This window comes from Cyanobacterium aponinum PCC 10605, from assembly GCF_000317675.1.
Classification (GTDB): Bacteria; Cyanobacteriota; Cyanobacteriia; order Cyanobacteriales; family Cyanobacteriaceae; genus PCC-10605.
In genome coordinates, this window is record NC_019776.1 from 765611 (window position 1) to 784302 (window position 18692).

Genomic DNA, 18692 nt, shown 5'->3' on the forward strand with positions numbered 1-18692 from the left:
AAATAATAATTTATAAACTTTTAGTTTTTATTTTACTATAAACACTATTCAATAAAGGTTATAGAAGTTATTTTTTATTAATTTATCATAACCACACTCTGAAGAACCTAATTTTTTAATGCAGAATTTTGCTAATTTATTTTAACCCACAGATTTCTGCTTGGTAGAGATGTGCTAATATAGCATTTCTATAAGAAAATATGAATATTAAGCATAAAAAAGATTATTATGAAAGAAAATTTACCTATAATTTATATCTCTATTTTACTAGGTTTATTATTAATAGTTGCTATTCTTTTATTTAGACAAATTATTAAAAGTAGGCGAACAGAATCTCGTTTTTCCAAGCTACAAAATAAGCTCCAAAGTCAAAAAGGAACTGCCCAAGAATACTATGAATTAGCAGGAATTTACTTAGATAAAAAATTATTTGTACAAGCTATACAATTATTACAAAGAGGGTTAAAAAGTGACGAAGAAATAGAGCCAGAGAATAAAGCGTTGATGTATAATGCTTTAGGTTTTGCCTATTTTTCTCAAGAACAATATGATATTGCTATTCGTAACTATAAAGAGGCAATTAAATTATATCCTGAATATACTATAGCTTTAAATAATTTAGGAAACGTTTATGAGAAAAAACAGTTAATTACTCAAGCATTTGAATGTTATAAAAAAACCCTTGAATTTGATCCTAAAAATACAGTAGCAACGAAAAGAGTCCAATCTCTTGAAAAACGTCTTGTGGCCAATTAAACATTACATAATTGGCTCTGTTACTTTGAATATGATACATCACCGTCTTGTCAATTAAAGTTTGTGCTAAATGTATATTAAAGACATTGGCGAACATCAATTATTATCAATCATAAATCAGTATTGTGACCAAACCATTAATGGTGACGATGGAGCAATTATCGCTTTTGATAGTGATAGAAACTTAGTCGTTACCACTGATATTTTAGTCGAAAATGTTCATTTCAGCGATCGCACTACACCTCCAGAATCCATTGGTTATCGTGGTGTAACTGCTAACTTGTCAGATATAGCCGCTATGGGGGGAATGCCAATAGGTATTACCGTAGGTTTATCCCTCAGAGGTGACACAGAAATTAACTGGGTAGAAAAACTTTATCAGGGAATGAAAAAATGTTTAGCTCCATATAACATCAATATTGTTGGTGGAGACATAACTAAATCTGAAACTAACACTATCTCCATTACAGCCTTGGGAAAAGTTTCTGCATCTCACAGTATCTATCGCCATCAAGCACAAGTGGGCGATGTCATTTTAGTGACAGGTAATCATGGACTGTCAAGGGCAGGGTTAGAAATCCTTCTCTTTCCCGAAAAATATAGTCATCTACCCCCACAAATCAGAGAAAAGGTTATTTTTGCCCATCAATACCCTAAACCCCGCTTAGAGGTCATAAAATACCTATATGAACTATGTCAATATGGTTATCGCATTGCAGGAATGGATAGTAGTGACGGATTAGCCGATGCTATTCTACAAATATGCCATCAAAGTAAAGTAGGGGCAAGACTCGATCGCACCTCAATAATTGTTGATGAAGCAATTACGACTATTATCGGGAGAAAAACCGCTTTTGAGTGGGTGCTTTATGGAGGAGAAGATTTTGAATTAGTATTATGTTTACCCTTAAACTTAGCTAAGAAAATCCAACAAGAATTTGGAGAAAAATGTCAAATTATTGGTCAAATAACATCATCATTAGAAGTACAAATAATTGAGCAACAAAATAGCAATTTACAACTCTCATTAAATCAGAAAAAAACTTTCCAGCATTTTTAGTTATACTAATTTATAGCTTAATGTACCTGATTAGCTTATTATTAAATAATATAAGTATTGTTATTAATATAGTCCATCTACTCCCCGTAATCTTTGAGCGTTAATCAAATCATGATTAAAATTTTAGTAGTCGATGATAATCACACACCCAGAGAAGTGATCAGCGAAGCACTGAAACAGTTTAATATCCAAGTAACCGAAGCATCCAATGGGGTAGAGGCAACCAAAATAATTGAGAAAGAAAAATTTAACCTCGTAATTACTGATGTAGTGATGCCTGAAATGAATGGCTATGAATTATGTCGCTGGATAAAAAGTAATCCAGGAACAGAAAAAGTCCCTGTAATCATTTGCTCTACAAAAGGAGAAGAATTTGATATTCACTGGGCAACAAAACAAGGGGCGGATGCTTATATTATTAAGCCTTTTAAAACGATGGAATTATTGAAAACCATTAAATATTTACTTAAGCATAATGTAGGATAAAACTACCTCTTGAAAATAACAGTAGAATACAATTTTCATAATTTGAAATCAATTTGGTTCTCTTTTCCCTTGTTTGCTGACTTCAACAAAAAAATCTAATCGGGAATTAAGAACGATAAATCAGCAACTATAAACGAATAAAAATAAGCGAACTAGCTTACCATTATGACAAATACAAATGTAATTGTAATCGGCGGAGGTTTAGCTGGTACAGAAGCAACGTGGCAAATAGCTCAAGCTGGTGTGCCTGTAACCCTTTACGAAATGCGCCCTGTAAAAAATAGCCCTGCTCATCATAGCTCAGAATTAGCAGAATTAGTTTGTAGTAATTCCTTTGGCGCAGATGCCGTTGATCGAGCGGCTGGTTTATTACATGAAGAATTACGCCGTCTTAACTCCATTATCATTCAAACCGCCGATGAACACAAAGTTCCTGCAGGAGGGGCATTAGCAGTGGATAGGGGGGTGTTTAGTTCAAATTTGACTCAAACCCTTGCCAATCATCCTCTCATTACTTTAGAACGCTCAGAAATTAAAGAAATTCCGGGGGATAGTATTGTTGTTTTAGCCACCGGTCCTCTAACCAGTGATAGCCTTGCTCAACAACTACAAGATTTAACAGGTATGGATTACCTGAACTTTTTTGATGCGGCAAGTCCCATTATTGTCGGGGAGTCCATTAATCGGGATATAGCGTTTTTAGCCTCTCGTTACGACAAAGGAGAAGCGGCCTATCTCAACTGCCCGATGGATAAAGAGCAATACTTACATTTTTGGCAAGAATTATGTAACGCAGAACAAGCCGAATTAAAAGACTTTGAGCGGGAAAGTGCTAACTTTTTCGAAGGCTGTTTACCCATAGAAGAATTAGCACAACGGGGAGAAGATACCATGAGATATGGTCCTCTCAAGCCCATTGGTTTATTTGATTCTCGTTTGGGGGACTTCAAAGCTCCCGAAAATAAAGATAAAAGACCCTATGCCGTTGTACAACTCAGACAAGAAGACAAAGCGGGACAACTCTGGAATATGGTAGGATTTCAAACTAATTTACGTTGGGGAGAGCAAAAGCGGGTATTTCGCTTAATACCGGGGTTAGAAAATGCCGAGTTTGTCCGCATGGGGGTAATGCACAAAAACACATTTCTCAATGCTCCTCAACTGTTAAAACCGACCCTACAATTTAAGTATCGAGATACCTTATTAGCCGCAGGACAATTAATCGGCACAGAAGGTTACACTGCCGCCGCCGCAGGGGGATGGTTAGCAGGTACAAATGCGGCAAGAATTGCTCTAAATCAGTGTCCGATTACTCTTCCGAATGTCACCATGATGGGCGCTTTAATGGATTTTATCAGTACTGCCGACGCAAAACACTTTCAGCCGATGCCTCCTAACTTTGGGATTTTGCCCAATCTTCCCCAGAAAATTCGCAATAAACGAGAACGTTATCAAGCCTATGCACATCGTTCTTTAGATGCGATCGCACAGCACAACTTTGTGAACGCAGATCGAGTTTTTTACGGTAAATCATTAATGATAGGAGTCAGGAGTTCGGAGTTAAGATAAAAAAGAAATTTCCCGTAAGGGTTGAATATATTTAACCCCTACCCCCCTAAGCCCCTACTTCTCCCTCTCACCCTCTCCCCTCATCTCCTCATCCCCCTAAAACCTGCAACCTAAAACCTGACACCTAATCTTATCCGATATTCTTAAACAGAACTGAGGTTAATTATCAACTATTTACCTTTGCCCTTTTCTTAATTTCTAATTGAATCACCGTTTCCCAAACTGGTATATTGTAACTAAAGGTTAGGATGTCTCGAATGTTAAAACTAACCTAATTTATTGTTATTTTTATTGTTAATTTATTGATTATGACCTCACCTTTTACTCCTGAAGAAATCGCCTCCGAAGGTATTAAACCCAATGAGTATGAAGATATTGTTAACCGCTTAGGCAGACACCCCAACAAAGCTGAGTTAGGGATGTTTGGTGTAATGTGGTCTGAGCATTGTTGTTACAAAAATTCTAAACCCTTACTCTCTCAATTTCCCACTGAGGGCGATCGCATCTTAGTAGGACCGGGAGAAAATGCCGGGGTTGTGGACTTTGGTAATGGTTTACGGGTTGCCTTTAAAATTGAATCCCATAATCACCCAAGCGCGATCGAACCTTTTCAGGGGGCGGCTACAGGGGTAGGAGGTATATTAAGAGACATCTTTACCATGGGGGCAAGACCGATCGCCCTTCTTAATTCTCTAAGATTTGGAAACCTTGATAATTCCCACACAAAAAGAATATTTAAGGGAGTAGTTGAAGGTATTTCGCACTACGGGAATAGTGTTGGCGTACCCACTATTGGGGGGGAAGTTTACTTTAACAGTGCCTATCGTGGTAATCCCCTCGTTAATGCAATGGCGATCGGACTTATGGAAACCGACGACATCGTCAAAGCTGGGGCTTCAGGGGTAGGTAATCCCGTATTATACGTTGGCTCAACCACTGGTAGAGATGGTATGGGAGGAGCGAGTTTTGCCAGTGCAGAATTAACCGATGAATCTATGGATGATCGCCCCGCAGTACAGGTAGGAGATCCTTTTCTCGAAAAATCCTTAATTGAAGCCTGTTTAGAAGCCTTTAAAACAGGGGCGGTTGTTTCTGCTCAGGATATGGGAGCGGCAGGAATAACTTGTTCTACCTCAGAAATGGCGGCTAAAGGGGGTTTAGGCATCGAATTAGATTTAGACAAAATCCCCGCTCGGGAAACGGGTATGATTCCTTATGAGTATCTCCTGTCAGAATCTCAGGAGAGAATGTTATTTGTTGCCCAAAAAGGACGGGAACAGGAATTAATCGATATATTTGAAAGATGGGGACTCCATGCCGTAGTTGCGGGAGAAGTGATCGCAGATCCCATTGTCAGAATCTTCCATCAAGGTGCGATCGCCGCCGAAGTGCCTTGCACCGCTTTAGCTGATAATACCCCCGTTTACCATCGAGAATTAATGAGCGAACCCCCTGAATATGCCCAAAAAGCATGGGCTTGGCATGAGTCATTATTACCTGAATGCTCGAAAGAAGGAGTAAAAGGTCAAAAATGGGGTGAAATCCTTTTACGTCTCCTTGATAGCCCTTCTATCGCCTCTAAACGATGGATTTATCGCCAATACGACTATCAAGTGCAAAACAATACCATTATTCCCCCCGGTGGTGCGGATGCGTCTATTATTCGGGTGCGTCCTGTGAATGGTAAACCTGAGTTAGCTACTACGGGGATCGCCGCTACCACTGATTGTAATTCCCGTTATACCTATTTAGATCCCTATTTAGGGGCAAAATTAGCCGTTGCTGAAGCCGCCCGTAATCTCTCTTGTGTGGGTGCAGAGGCGATCGCAATTACCGATAATTTGAACTTTGGAAGCCCTGAAAAACCCGTTGGTTACTGGCAATTACATCACGCCTGTCGAGGCATTTCTGAGGCTTGTAAGGAGTTTAAAACCCCTGTTACGGGGGGAAATGTGTCTCTCTATAACGAAACCGTTGACAGCGAAGGCAATCCCCAACCTATTTATCCCACTCCCGTCATTGGTATGGTGGGTTTAATCCCTGATATTACCCATATTTGCGGACAAGGATGGCAAAATGAGGGGGATATTATCTACTTATTGGGTAAATTTAACCCCAGCTTAGGTGCATCGGAGTATTTAGAGCTTATTCATGGCACTGTGGCAGGAAAACCACCAGAATTAGATTATGAGTTAGAAAAAGCGGTGCAATCGGTTTGTTGTGAGGGTATTCGCTCAGATTTAGTCAAATCTGCCCATGATTGTGCAGAAGGAGGCATTGCCACTGCTTTAGCGGAATGCTGTATTAGTGGAAAATTAGGTTGTGATGTCACTCTTACAACAGGAGATAATCGCCTTGATAAGATGCTATTCGGAGAGTTAGCTAGTTTAATTATCGTTTCCGTGTCTGCGGAAAATCAAGAGCAATGGGAAGCCCAATTAACAGCAAAATTAGGCAATAATTGGCAAAAAATTGGAGTTGTTAAGGGTAATTCTCTGGTTATCAATAATCCTGAACAAAATCTCATCACTCTCGAAGTTAATACTATAACTGATACTTGGGGAAGTGCGATCGAACGTCGTTTATAAAATTTATAATAAGTAGGGATAATAAGTAGGGTGGGTGTTGCCCACCTTTTTTGTTTTTCCACAATTTTTTGACGGATTATTTACTGAGCATCTTCATTAATTAGATTTTTGATTTTGAACCATTTTTTCCTTAGTTTCCAAAATTTACTGCTTTTCATTCCCTCTATTTCAGCATTTTTATCATTAATTAATTTGCGCAAATTGGATATTTCTAAAGACTGATTTTTTTTAATATCACTATGTTCTTGATTATATTTTTTCAAGGTTTCCTGTTGCTGAGATAAAATGCTTTGCAAATGTTGAATATAATGATTCAAGTCTTTTTTTTCTGCCTCATGGATTGTATATTGTCTTTTAATTATTTTCTCTTGTTCACGAATTAATTGTTTACATTTTATTAACTCATTTGTTGAATTTTGATTATCTTCTTCTTTTGATTTTATAGCTTTTTCTAGGCTATTTATGTATTCATCTTTAGTTTTAATCATTTTTTCTAAATTATCTATTTGTTCTGAACTAGGTTGTTTTTTCATTTTTAAACTGTTAATATATTCGTCTTTAGAGTTAATAGCTGTTTGTAATTGAGCGATAGATTTTTGCTTTTCTAACTCAGGATAAGTGATAAATTGATCAAAAACATTAACAGGAGTCCTGAATAAATTTTCCCAATGTTTAAATTCTTCAGCTACATAAAAATCATTTAAGCCATCAAAGTAAATATGATGATAATTATATTGATGTAAGAAATTAGAAATATTAGTATTTTTTCTTTGGGGAGAATTAGGAATAGTGGCTTCTATAACTATCACTTTTGGGCGAAAATTTTCCCAGTCTCCACTATAAATTACTTTTTCTTCCCACCCTTCTACGTCCACTTTCAAAAAATCGATAGGTTGATGAATATATTGATGACAAATATCGGCTAATTTTTTTACTTTAACCGTATATTTTTCCATACTAAATCCGTCTTCCTTTGACAATTTTTCTGCCATTTCCTGATCAAATGTAGATAAGCCTGTATCAACTAAATCACAAAATATTAATTCACCTTCTTCATCACTAATACCTATATTTAAATTAATATCTTCAGCGCGATCGCACTTCAACAGATTATAATATTGAGGTACTGGTTCAATATTTATTCCTCTCCATCCCCTCTCATAAAAAGCCTTGGTTACAGAATCATAAACAGGATGATTAGCACCAATATCAACATAAAATCCTGTATTTTGTTCTCTGAAAATACGATTTAACAAAACATCTTCAAAATTTTGAGCGTAAGAAATAAATTTATTTTTCATAATTAAATTGATAATTATATATACTTAATAAGTGATTTTATTATTTGATTAAACCTAAAGTTTGTAAACGATGTAAATATCTTTTTCCCGCACTTATGGGAGAATAATCCGTTTGAATTTTCAATTGTCCAGCCCTAGCAATTTTTTCAGTTTCAGATAAATTTTCCACTACTTTTTGCATCAACCAACTAGCATGATATATATCTGCTTTAGCCCACTTTTGCCCTTGTGCAAAAGGATAATCATTAGCATTTAAAGAGACTAATTGATAGTCAACAGGGAAACCAGTAGAGCTATTAATAAAATCACAATTTCCCGAATAATTAGTCGCAATGACAGGTTTTTTCAACAACATTGCCTCCGCCATTGTATAACCAAATCCTTCCGAACAATGTAAGGAAACATAGCAATCACAACAATCCATTAATGCTATAACTTCACTATGACTTAAACAATCATTAATGACGATAATATCATCTTCTCCATCAATCATTTTTAATAGCTTTTGATAATTTTTTTGATCTGGATCATAACCTCTAGTTTTTATCACTAAAGCGGTAGGAATATCTAATTTTTTATTCCGAAAAGCAAGACGGTAAGCATCAATTACTGCTTGGGGATTTTTTCTGGTAGAAAAAGAGGCAAAATCAAAATTAAAATGAAATAAAAAGCAATCTTTTGGTAAGTTAAATAAACCTCTATCTACTTTAGTAAACTCACTAATAGTAACAGCCGGTGGCATACAAATCACAGGAATATTTAATTGAGATTGTAGAGAGAATTGAACAAATTTCGATTCTACCCAAACCTCATCAATATCGTCATAATTTTTTACCCATTCTGTGGGAAATCTGCTTAATTCCCAAGCAGGCATATTAATGGTAAAAATAGGTTTATTACTTTTTTGTTTTACCTGATTTTTGACAATTTCTAACTGATCTGCGTTAACCTTGTAAATATGTATGGGAGAGTTAATTTGATTTACCAAAAATTGATTAACTTGTTGATCTTGTTGGCGAGTATAGTTGTTATCAACGTGAAAACCTTTCACCGGAAAAGTAACCGCATCAAAACTTTTTATAACCATTCTTGCCGCTTGTCCAACCCCTGTTTCTGTCTTTAAATAACCAATAATGTTAATAGGTGATTTACTTTTTATAATTTCTTGAGGAGTTGATTTATAATGGGAAAGTTGCTGTTGCAAAATATTAATTATTGGTTCAATAAAATAGTCATCAAATTGATTAATTTCTGCATTTTCTATAAACCATTGAATATATCTAACTCTCCCTTGATCAGTGTTTAAATCAAAGGCTAATTTAAGATCGTCTCTAAACTCCCATAAAAAATACATTAAATTGGTTACAAAAATATGATGATTATTGTTAAGAGGATTATTAAAATCATTTAAGTATTCAGCGAAATTTTCAAAAGGATTATCACACCAGAAATCATTTAATTTTCTATAAAATTTTCTAAAAATACTTGTGATAAAAGAGCCATTATTAAAATAACTATAAAAATATTTTGGTTTAAATTTATTAGCAAAACTATAATGTTTTAATTTGAGTATATAATTGTCAACTAATTCTTGTATTTCGGGGCTAAGATTTCCATTAAAAGTGTGAGTATATTTAGATAATCTTTGATTATTTTTTACATCAATACCACTATAGTGAAAAAAAACTAAAGGGTGATTATCAACAAACCAATTATTATTTTTTTTCTCTAATTTTCTTTGTTCTAAATTCCAATAAGCAACATTAACATTTGTATCTTTAAGAATGGTAACTTTGTCATGAAAAGCTGGTAATAAATCAACAAATTTTTGATCAACAAAAATACCCTTCTCTTGTTCACTTAAACAATGAAAACGTAATTTTCTACCCCACCAGTGTAAAAATTCAATTACTTGACAACTATTACTGACAGCAATAAAACCCAAGTTATAAATACCCGCTTGCATGACTCCAATATCTCCGGGGTAGCCTTCTCCTTCTGAAGGTTTAGTTATATGGGGGGTAATTACAAAATCACTGCCATTATCTAAAGCTGAAAAAATAGAATCTAAAGGAGCGTATAATTCTATATCTGGATCTAAATAAACTACTTGGTCAAAATTATATTTTTCGATCAATAACTGCATCATAAATGGTTTTAGAGCAGTATTAAACTCCATTATGTCGTAGCGAAAGGCAAAATCATGAAAATTGGGTATATTTAATTCTTCTCCTTCGATAATATTAACGTTATTTATCTCTAGGGGAAATAAGGGGTCTTTTTTATCAGCAAGACAAAGATATATTTGGTCTGAAGGATGATATTTTTGTAATGAGTGAAACAAAATTCTTGCATATGGTAAATAATTATTAGAACAAATGGTAAAGATTGCTCTTTTTTTATTAGTTAAATTATTGTTAACCGATATATTATCTACCTTTTGAGTATTGCTCATGGTGAATTATTGATCTATAAATTGATTATGAAAATAGATTGTTCAAGGCTCATTCTACTTTATTTTGAGCAAATTTTATATTTTTTTATGGGATTAAATTTTTTTAATCTACAGAATGGTAATTTCTTTTTTTCTGATTTGATGATTTTCTTAAGTCTAAATATTATCGAGAAATAGTGTTATAATTTTATTTGATTGTTCCTTTTTTATTCAAATATATTTAGTTATCATAAAGTATAAATTAATCATTAAAAATAATTATTAAAAATTTATTTTATGAAACTATTAAAATATCTCTTTTTTTATATTAATAAAATATTAAAAATCATAGATTTTGTCTGTGTAATAATGAGAAATATTTTATATTTGATAAGTTTATATTAATATTTAATTTTTAGCTATTGACATATGAGCATAAATTCTGCTTATTTACATATTCCATTTTGTCGAAGAAGATGCTTTTATTGTGATTTTCCCATTACTGTTTTAGGGGATAATGGTGGAAATACTTACTCTAATTGGCAAAAAGAATATGTTGATTTTATTTGTCAAGAAATTATTGTTACTTCAAAATGTAGTAATCGGCCTTTAGATACAGTTTTTTTTGGAGGGGGGACTCCTTCTTTATTAGCATTAGAAGGCTTAGAAACTATTTTAAACACTTTAAATAACTGTTTTGGAATCAATCAAAAAGCAGAAATTTCTTTAGAAATTGACCCAGCAACTTTTAACTTAGAGAAACTAAAAAGTTATAAAAAATTAGGAATCAATCGCATTAGTTTGGGAATTCAAGCATTTCAGGATAATTTATTAGAGTTTTCTGGTAGAACTCATCGAGTTAAAGATATATATGAGGGGGTAGAATGGATTAATGTCGCTGATTTTGAGAATTGGAGTTTAGATTTAATCTCTGGTTTACCCTATCAAACTTTAAATGATTGGCTCGATTCCCTTGAAAAAGCGATCGCACTTTCGCCAAAACATATTTCCTGTTATGATTTAGTATTAGAACCAACAACCGTATTCGGAAAGAAATATCAAGAGGGAGATAACCCTTTACCAATGGATGAGATAACAGCACAAATGTATCGCCTCGCTTCAGAAAAATTGGGATTACATTTCTATGAACATTATGAAATTTCCAACTATGCTCAAAAGGGTTATGAATGCCGTCATAATCAAGTTTATTGGTTAAATCAATCCTATTATGGCTTTGGTATGGGGGCGGCTAGTTATGTTAATAATATTCGTTTTACTCGTCCTCGCACCCGTCAGGAATATTTTAAATGGGTAGAGCAATTAAAAGCAAATCAAGGAAAAATAGAAGCTATAGTTACTTCTAAAAATGAACAAATACTAGAAACTTTAATGTTAGGTTTAAGATTAAAAAAAGGCGTTAATTTATCTGAGTTAAAAAGTCAATTTGGGGAATATATAGAAACAAAAATTATTGATTGTTTAAAGAATCACATTGAAACAAATTTAGTTATTTTTGACCCTCACACCCTACAATTAAGGTTGAGTGATCCTGATGGTTTTTTATATTCAAATCAAGTATTAACTGCTTTGTTTAGAGAATTTGATGATGAGGGATAATAAAGGGCAAAGGGCTGTATCAGCGCAAGTGAATAGTTTATAGTTGATAACAAATAATTAGAAACACCTAAAACCTAACACTCCTTTTTTCACTCATTTCCCCTCCCCCAAATGCTCCAATCCCCCAATTCATAACGACTCCAAACCAAATTAACTTATTTTCATGGCAACTAACTGAGAAATAACCTCTCGGGCAGAATCTAAATTCAAAGACTTTTGATAGTTAGTAATAATTTGTCTTCCCACTACATTCATCCCAATATAGGAAAGTTGCGATCGCATCGCCAATAATACATACTGGCCACCACCACCGCTATGGGTAGCAATCATGGCAGGTTTACTGTTAAAACATCTACGCCAATCATCACCACTAACACTCAACCATGCGATCGCATTTGTGAGAATTGGAGGGATACCACCATTATATTCAGGGGCGACAAAAATCATTCCCTCAGTATTAATAAGAGTTTGAGATAGTGATTGTACTTTATCAGGAATACCCGATTGAGCCTGAATTTTAGGAGTGTATAAAGGTAAATCTTCTTCAATTAAATCAATAATTTGAGTTTGTTGACCCATTTCTATGGCAATTTTATTGAGTTGATGGGCTAACTCTAAATTTTTATTATTACTAGCAACAATAATTGATATTTTCATAATCGAAATTTGGGTAAGTTTTAGATTTTAGTTTTCAAATACCAATGATTAGGGAAAACCGTTTGGGGTTAGGAGTTATGAAAGAGGTTTTAGGTTGCAGGTGGTAGGGGATGGGAGGATGAGGTGATGAGGGAGATAAGGTGTCAGGTTTCAGGTTTCAGGTTTTAGAAGAAAGTAATAAGTATTCAGAGTTTTTAATTCTTAATTTTTAATTCTTAATTGTTAATTATCAACTATTTACCCCAACACTATTTACCTTTGCCCCTTGCCCCTTGCCCTTTTTTTTCTTAACCAGACACCTTAAATGCACTCCTAGCTTAATTATCCACCGAAAGCAACGGGAAAAGCTAACTTTAAAGCCGCAGTCAACAAGAGATTAACTAAAGCAACAGGAAGCAAAAATTTCCAACCTAAATCTAGTAACTGGTCAATTCTTACCCTAGGTACAGTCCAACGTAGTAAAATAGCGATGAACACGAGGAAATAAGCCTTTAACACCATCATGGTGATACCTAAAGAAGCAGTAATTACCTGTAACCAAGGAGTATTTTCACTCACACCTAACCAACTAGCCAGATTGTTGAGAGGAATGGGAAATTCCCAACCGCCGAGGTATAAAACAGCAAATACAAGAGCAGATAAAACTAAGTTGACATAAGAACCAACATAGAATAAACCAAATTTCATCCCTGCATATTCCGTTTGATAACCTGCCACTAACTCTTCCTCAGCTTCAGGTAAATCGAAAGGTAAACGCTCACATTCAGCTAAAGCAGCGATCCAAAAAATTAAAAAACCCACAGGTTGGCGCCAAATATTCCAACCCAAAATACCATAGCCTGATTGTTGTTCCACAATATCAATAGTACTTAGACTATTAGACATCATTGCGATCGCAAGTACAGCTAAAGCAAGAGGTATTTCATAACTAATAGATTGAGCCGCCGCCCTTAAACCACCAAGTAAAGAGTATTTATTATTGGAAGCATAACCCGACATCAGTAAACCAATAGGGGCAATACTAGATAAAGAAATCCAAATAAAAATACCCATATTAAGATCAGTGATAACTAAATTTTGTCCAAAGGGTACGATTAAATAGGATAAAAAGACGGGTATAACAACGATAGCGGGGCCAAGAGTAAAGAGTAAGCCATCGGCCTTAGAAGGGATAATATCTTCTTTAAATACTAATTTAATCCCGTCAGCCACAGGTTGCAACACCCCTAAAGGACCTGCATATTCAGGACCAATTCTTTGTTGGGCAGCCGCAGAGATTTTTCTTTCCAACCATACACTAACTAATACCCCCACCGTTGCACCAATAATCATTAAACCCAAAGGTAAAGGAATCCATAGCGTTTTTGCTAATTCTGGGGGTAATCCCAAATCCGTCAGAGAAGTAATAAAACTTCCTTGTAAATCAATTCCTGCACTCATTTGTATTTACTTTTATCAATATAAAGTGTTCGTAACTTATAGCTTTTGTTATTTTAACCTTAGCTGTTGCATTTGGAATGAACAATCAACATAGCAAAAAAGATATTCTTCCGTTTTCCTTCATTGACATACTCCCGCCACTAAACCCTACGGGCTATAGTGAGAGATTCTGAACAGCCAGTTACCTGACCATTTATCCACTCAAACAACGATAAAAGAGAAAAAAGAGGTTATGACTGACTGGAAAGACTAAATAGTTACCCAAGTTTAAGGAAAAAAAGGCAAAAGGCAAAAGGCAAGAGGCAAGAGGCAAACCCCCCTTATATCCCCCCTCGAGAGGGGGGAGGGCAAAGGAAAAATTAAGAATTAGGAATTAAAAACCCCGAACACTCATTATTTGTTACTCATTACTTTCTCTCAACACCTGCAACCTGCAACCTGAAACCTGACACCTACCCTTATCCAATATTCTTAAACCGAACTGAGACTTAATTAATCAACAAAATTTTCCCTAAAACAATCATTAAATTGGGAAAAATATATTTACAATCAATTTAAACTCAATTTAAAATCAGTTTATGTCAATTATAAATGCTTTTCTCCGCTCTCCTTCTCACTTTTAAGGGGAGACACAGAGGGGTTTCACCTTTTCTCTACCACCAGCAGACAACTTTCATATCGAACTCAAGTAATAGTCACATCTTTCAAAGGCAAAGATTTACTAGAATTATTACTTGAAGTTGTGCCATTAGTATTGGGGCTAACAATTCCCCCCGAAATTAAAACTTTAAAAGCGTCTTCAATGGATATAGAAAGGTTAATGACTTCTTCTTCTGGTATCACTGCGTACCATCCAGAAGTAGGATTAGGGGTGGTGGGAATAAAAACGCTTAACATATTTTTGTCAAAATGTTCTTGTATCATGCCACTTACTTTACCCGTGACAAAGCCGACACTCCAAACTCCTTTGCGGGGATATTCTACCATTACCACCCGTCGGAATTTTGTTTGTGAATCTTGAAAAAGTGTTTCTAATATTTGTTTGAGAGTTTTGTAAATTGAACCCGCAAGGGGAATCGCTTGTAATATTCTTTCGCCCACATCCAGCAACCACTGTCCAACAATATTTCTTGCCATTAAGCCGATCAATAAAATCAGTGCAAAAGGTACTGTTAGGCCTACGAAAAAATTGAGAAAATTGGTTAAGATAGGGTGCAAACCGTCAAAAGGATTAATTTGTTTTGGTATTTGAGTTAAAAATTTTATCGCCCAATTAGCTATGACATAGCTCAACCAAATAGTTGTCGCTAGGGGTATAACGACTAATAATCCAGCAATCAGGTCATTTTTTAAATCTTGCTTTATGCGTTGTAACACAATTTCTCTGTTGTTATTGGTTTATAAGTTAATGACAATTTCATTATTAACTAAAAATTAATCATTAACAATATGGCAAAGATTTAGGGATAATTTTGAGCTAAAATTGAGGAAATACTAGATAGATAAATCCGTGCGTCTCAAACAAGTGATTATTGCCTATAAGGCAGAGGATAAAGAAAGTAAAAAGTGGGCTGAAAGGTGTGCTAAAGAATTAGAAGCTCGTCAATGTAAGGTGTTGTTAGGACCTAGTGGAGTTAAAGATAATCCCTATCCCGTGTTTTTAGCTTCAACAGGACAAAAAATAGATTTAGGTATAATTTTGGGGGGAGACGGTACGGTTTTGGCGGCGGCGCGTCATTTATCTCCTGAGAGTATCCCTTTATTAGCGGTGAATGTAGGGGGACATTTGGGGTTTTTGACTGAGCCTTTTGAGTTGTTTAAAGATACCGAAAAACTTTGGCATCGTTTGGAGAATGATTTATATGCGGTAGAAAGAAGAATGATGCTCGAAGCTCAGGTTTGGGAAAGAGAGAAGGATAATTGTGAGCCTGTGAGCGATCGCTTTTTTTGTTTAAATGAAATGTGTGTGAAACCTGCTTGTTTGGATAGAATGCCAACTTCTTTGTTGGAAATGGAGGTGGATGGAGAAGTAGTAGATCAGTATCATGGTGATGGGTTGATCGTTTCTACTCCTACTGGTTCAACCTGTTATACTGCTTCCGCTAATGGCCCGATTATGCACCCGGGCATGAGTGCGATCGCAGTTACGCCTATTTGTCCTTTAAGTCTATCTAGTCGCTCTTTGATATTACCTCCGAGGTCTGTAGTTAGTATTTGGAGTTTGGGAGACTACGAGTTAAATAATAAATTATGGACTGATGGCGCATTGGCAACTACGATGTGGCCTGGGCAGTGGGTAAATGTCAAGATGGCTGACTGTAATGCTCAATTTATTATCCTCAGAGATTCTCATTCTTTTTATAAAACCCTTAGAGATAAACTACAATGGGCAGGGGCGAGAATTTACTATCAAAATAATCATCGTAATTAAGCTAGGAGTGCATTTAAGTTGTCTGGTTAAGACAGGCAATAGTGAATAGTGAATAGTGAATAATTAAGAATTAAGAATTAAGAATTAAAAACTCCGAATACTTATTACTTTCTTCTAAAACCTGCAACCTGAAACCTGACACCTGACACCTGACACCTGACACCTTATCCCCCCATCCCTAACACCTACCCTTACCCGATATTCTTAAACCGAACTGAGGTTAATTAAACTTCCATCGTGACATTATTGAGTAATTGGTTGGCGGCTTCTAACATTTCTGGGACTAAATCGCGCAAATCTTCTCGATTATTAAGATAAGTTGAAAGGGCTTCGAGGGGGTCTAAACTTCTACCAATGCCTAGTTCTGGTAATCTGGCTCTGGCTAATTCACTCACCGATTCGGCTTTGATGGTGTAAGTATGAGCCATTGATAGGGCTTGGTGAATTTCTTTGATGTTAATTAATTCTATTTGTTCTGAGCGTAAACGGTAAATTAGTCTTACCACTGCGGATTCGATTTTTTTAGATTTATGTGCGATGGCATTTATGATAGTTTGAAGGGGATTATCACTGGCGGTAACATCCACCTCAATAGTAACAAAAGGTCGGGTTGGCAAAGGACAAAATTGCCAGTTAACTTCTTTCTCGATAATGTCAATCAAGACATAACCTTTTTCTTCTTTCTCCTCTGAAAAATCAACCCTCTCAATACTTCCGGGATACACGACAGGGGGATTGTTTTTAGGATTCAGATTTTGATGTTTATGGACATGACCCAATGCAACATAATCAAATTCAGGTCGAATTAATAGGGAGAGAGGAACTTGAAAACCTTTTCCTACCGCTAAATATCTTTCTGCCCCTAGGGTGGCTCTTTCTGCCATTAAATGCCCTAATAGTATGGTGGGGATATTCGGGTTTAATTTTCTGACTTCTGCTTCCAAAATGAGTTCTATTTTTTGGATTAAAAGACCATAAATTTTATCCATAGATTCTCCCTCTGTTTCAAGACTGGTAAATAAAACATTAGGAGTTAACCAGGGTAAGGTAATTACTTGTATATCCCCCGATTTGGTGTTAATGGTATGAGTTTTTAATTTTTCTCCCACAATGAAATTCGGTACGCCCAAGCGATCATAAATTGATAAACTTGCCCCACCCATACCCTGAGAATGTTGGTCATGATTACCAATTAATAACACCGTGGGTATATTCTTATCTACTAAACGACGAAATTGATTGGCAAAAGCCGCCTGTATATATGGTGCTGGAGTACTATCAGGAAAAGCATCGCCACCAAATAAAACTAAATCTACTTCAGATGCGATCGCATCATCAATACAAGCACTTAAACTGCGGGTAAAATCTTCTAATCTAGTATTTAAACCAGTTTCAGGGTTAATCTTACCATGACTAAAACTACTTCCTAAATGAATATCGCTTAAGTGTAAAATTTTCATGGAATCCTCAAAATATTATTATTCGTCGAATATCAATTGACTATCAATCCAATGTTTGCCTTTTCTAATCGCTTCTGTTTTACTATAACAACAAGGAGTAAGTACGACACATTGAAATCCATAATTAACCCACACAGAATAAATTTCTTCTCCTTGAAAACTATCTTTTTCTACTTCCACACGACAATTACGGTAATCAAAGGCAATGACGATATGAGGATAATGGGGGTCAATCATATGATAATTTATGGGATGTTAGAGAGTGGGTGAGACGTAGGCTTAGGGTGTTGGGGTATTGAGGGGAAACAAGTAATGAGTGGAGAAAAGGTGGCAGGTTTCAGGTTTCGGGTTGCAGGTGTTGGAGAAAGTAATAAGTAACGAGTAATGAGTGTTCAGAGTAATTAACTATTCACTATTCACTATTCACTATTAGCTTGTTTGTGAAATAATTTTTTAAATAAAGGATTTCTTTGCCAAGAATTGATTAAGATTAATAAGCCCGTTAATAACATCCATAGTAATCCTAAACCATTAAGCAAAACATAAATCGGCTCTAAAAACTCGCCCAGATATTCCCCCTCATGAATTACCATCAAAAAATGTACTTGATCTCTGGATAAACCAAACCAACTTTTCCCTAAACGATAAACTACTCCTGTCAGCATTGTGATAAACAGAGGTAATAATACAATCGGCGCGATCAAAGTATGAAATTCTCTTGCTTTTTTTTGCCATTTAGACATAGTGTGCCTTATCTTAATTTCATTTAGTTCTCTTTAACAAGATTATAATTTGAGTTCAGAGAGTTCGCTGAGCTCGTACACTTCTTTTAGTCGTGAACGGGGTTTTTAATTCTTAATTCTTAATTATCAACTATTCACCTTTGCCCTTTA

Annotated in this window: 15 protein-coding genes; 7 read left to right on the plus strand and 8 right to left on the minus strand. The window is 35.3% G+C overall.

Translation table 11 applies throughout. The annotated features are described in order from the left end of the window. Nucleotides 1–228: 228 nt before the first annotated feature. The 5 genes from CYAN10605_RS03105 to purL all read left to right on the plus strand — a co-directional run bounded on the left by CYAN10605_RS03105 (nt 229) and on the right by purL (nt 6459). Complete coding sequence (locus tag CYAN10605_RS03105; protein ID WP_015218484.1) at nt 229–756, plus strand: tetratricopeptide repeat protein; 528 nt, start codon at nt 229–231, stop codon at nt 754–756. Between the two features lie 70 nt (nt 757–826). After that, entirely contained in the window at nt 827–1816 is a 990-nt protein-coding gene (gene thiL / locus CYAN10605_RS03110) for a thiamine-phosphate kinase (RefSeq protein WP_015218485.1), read from the plus strand. Between the two features lie 111 nt (nt 1817–1927). Continuing rightward, on the plus strand, nt 1928–2302 hold the full coding sequence (locus tag CYAN10605_RS03115; protein ID WP_041922412.1) for a response regulator: 375 nt from the start codon (nt 1928–1930) through the stop codon (nt 2300–2302). Between the two features lie 165 nt (nt 2303–2467). After that, a complete protein-coding gene (gene trmFO, locus CYAN10605_RS03120; protein ID WP_015218487.1) occupies nt 2468–3871 on the plus strand; it encodes an FADH(2)-oxidizing methylenetetrahydrofolate--tRNA-(uracil(54)-C(5))-methyltransferase TrmFO in 1404 nt (467 codons plus the stop codon). A 308-nt stretch (nt 3872–4179) separates the two neighbouring features. After that, nucleotides 4180–6459 carry a phosphoribosylformylglycinamidine synthase subunit PurL gene (gene purL / locus CYAN10605_RS03125; RefSeq protein ID WP_015218488.1) on the plus strand — a complete coding sequence of 760 codons (2280 nt, stop codon included), beginning with the start codon at nt 4180–4182 and terminating at the stop codon, nt 6457–6459. 80 nt (nt 6460–6539) lie between these two features. Here purL and CYAN10605_RS17725 read toward each other — a convergent pair whose 3' ends face one another. Further along, nucleotides 6540–7760, minus strand: coding sequence for an FkbM family methyltransferase (locus tag CYAN10605_RS17725; protein WP_015218489.1), 1221 nt, complete (start codon nt 7758–7760; stop codon nt 6540–6542). 40 nt (nt 7761–7800) lie between these two features. Beyond that, a complete protein-coding gene (locus tag CYAN10605_RS03135; RefSeq protein ID WP_015218490.1) occupies nt 7801–10215 on the minus strand; it encodes a glycosyltransferase in 2415 nt (804 codons plus the stop codon). Nucleotides 10216–10623: 408 nt separating this feature from the next. Between CYAN10605_RS03135 and hemW the strand changes: the two genes are divergently transcribed. Further along, a complete protein-coding gene (gene hemW / locus CYAN10605_RS03140; RefSeq protein WP_015218491.1) occupies nt 10624–11811 on the plus strand; it encodes a radical SAM family heme chaperone HemW in 1188 nt (395 codons plus the stop codon). Nucleotides 11812–11961: 150 nt separating this feature from the next. Here the strand turns inward: hemW and CYAN10605_RS03145 are convergent, their stop codons facing one another. The 3 genes from CYAN10605_RS03145 to CYAN10605_RS03155 all read right to left on the minus strand — a co-directional run bounded on the left by CYAN10605_RS03145 (nt 11962) and on the right by CYAN10605_RS03155 (nt 15285). Further along, nucleotides 11962–12468 (minus strand): NADPH-dependent FMN reductase, encoded by a 507-nt coding sequence (locus CYAN10605_RS03145; RefSeq protein ID WP_015218492.1) that lies wholly within the window; start codon nt 12466–12468, stop codon nt 11962–11964. 321 nt (nt 12469–12789) lie between these two features. Continuing rightward, nucleotides 12790–13908, minus strand: a complete 1119-nt coding sequence (gene nuoH, locus CYAN10605_RS03150; protein ID WP_015218493.1) for an NADH-quinone oxidoreductase subunit NuoH — start codon at nt 13906–13908, stop codon at nt 12790–12792. 684 nt (nt 13909–14592) lie between these two features. Then, the gene (locus CYAN10605_RS03155) at nt 14593–15285 is read right to left on the minus strand and encodes a DUF502 domain-containing protein (RefSeq protein ID WP_015218494.1); all 693 of its coding nucleotides are present in this window, start codon (nt 15283–15285) and stop codon (nt 14593–14595) included. A 133-nt stretch (nt 15286–15418) separates the two neighbouring features. On the opposite strand from CYAN10605_RS03155, the gene CYAN10605_RS03160 reads away from it, so the two are divergent. Continuing rightward, a complete protein-coding gene (locus tag CYAN10605_RS03160; protein WP_015218495.1) occupies nt 15419–16339 on the plus strand; it encodes an NAD(+) kinase in 921 nt (306 codons plus the stop codon). A 224-nt stretch (nt 16340–16563) separates the two neighbouring features. Here the strand turns inward: CYAN10605_RS03160 and sbcD are convergent, their stop codons facing one another. The 3 genes from sbcD to CYAN10605_RS03175 form a co-directional block, all read right to left on the minus strand. Continuing rightward, complete coding sequence (gene sbcD / locus CYAN10605_RS03165) at nt 16564–17799, minus strand: exonuclease subunit SbcD (protein ID WP_015218496.1); 1236 nt, start codon at nt 17797–17799, stop codon at nt 16564–16566. Between the two features lie 18 nt (nt 17800–17817). Next, on the minus strand, nt 17818–18036 hold the full coding sequence (locus CYAN10605_RS03170) for a hypothetical protein (RefSeq protein WP_015218497.1): 219 nt from the start codon (nt 18034–18036) through the stop codon (nt 17818–17820). A 182-nt stretch (nt 18037–18218) separates the two neighbouring features. Continuing rightward, nucleotides 18219–18542, minus strand: a complete 324-nt coding sequence (locus tag CYAN10605_RS03175) for a hypothetical protein (RefSeq protein WP_015218498.1) — start codon at nt 18540–18542, stop codon at nt 18219–18221. Between the last annotated feature and the right edge of the window lie 150 nt (nt 18543–18692).

Excerpts from the sequence above, each read along its gene's own strand:
- nuoH (WP_015218493.1), bottom strand. The coding sequence starts at position 13,908 with ATGAGTGCAGGAATTGATTTACAAGGAAGTTTTATTACTTCTCTGACG.
- thiL (WP_015218485.1), top strand. The coding sequence starts at position 827 with ATGTATATTAAAGACATTGGCGAACATCAATTATTATCAATCATAAAT.
- CYAN10605_RS03175 (WP_015218498.1), bottom strand. The coding sequence starts at position 18,542 with ATGTCTAAATGGCAAAAAAAAGCAAGAGAATTTCATACTTTGATCGCG.
- CYAN10605_RS03145 (WP_015218492.1), bottom strand. The coding sequence starts at position 12,468 with ATGAAAATATCAATTATTGTTGCTAGTAATAATAAAAATTTAGAGTTA.
- CYAN10605_RS03135 (WP_015218490.1), bottom strand. The coding sequence starts at position 10,215 with ATGAGCAATACTCAAAAGGTAGATAATATATCGGTTAACAATAATTTA.
- sbcD (WP_015218496.1), bottom strand. The coding sequence starts at position 17,799 with ATGAAAATTTTACACTTAAGCGATATTCATTTAGGAAGTAGTTTTAGT.
- purL (WP_015218488.1), top strand. The coding sequence starts at position 4,180 with ATGACCTCACCTTTTACTCCTGAAGAAATCGCCTCCGAAGGTATTAAA.
- CYAN10605_RS17725 (WP_015218489.1), bottom strand. The coding sequence starts at position 7,760 with ATGAAAAATAAATTTATTTCTTACGCTCAAAATTTTGAAGATGTTTTG.
- hemW (WP_015218491.1), top strand. The coding sequence starts at position 10,624 with ATGAGCATAAATTCTGCTTATTTACATATTCCATTTTGTCGAAGAAGA.
- CYAN10605_RS03115 (WP_041922412.1), top strand. The coding sequence starts at position 1,928 with ATGATTAAAATTTTAGTAGTCGATGATAATCACACACCCAGAGAAGTG.
- CYAN10605_RS03105 (WP_015218484.1), top strand. The coding sequence starts at position 229 with ATGAAAGAAAATTTACCTATAATTTATATCTCTATTTTACTAGGTTTA.
- trmFO (WP_015218487.1), top strand. The coding sequence starts at position 2,468 with ATGACAAATACAAATGTAATTGTAATCGGCGGAGGTTTAGCTGGTACA.
- CYAN10605_RS03170 (WP_015218497.1), bottom strand. The coding sequence starts at position 18,036 with ATGATTGACCCCCATTATCCTCATATCGTCATTGCCTTTGATTACCGT.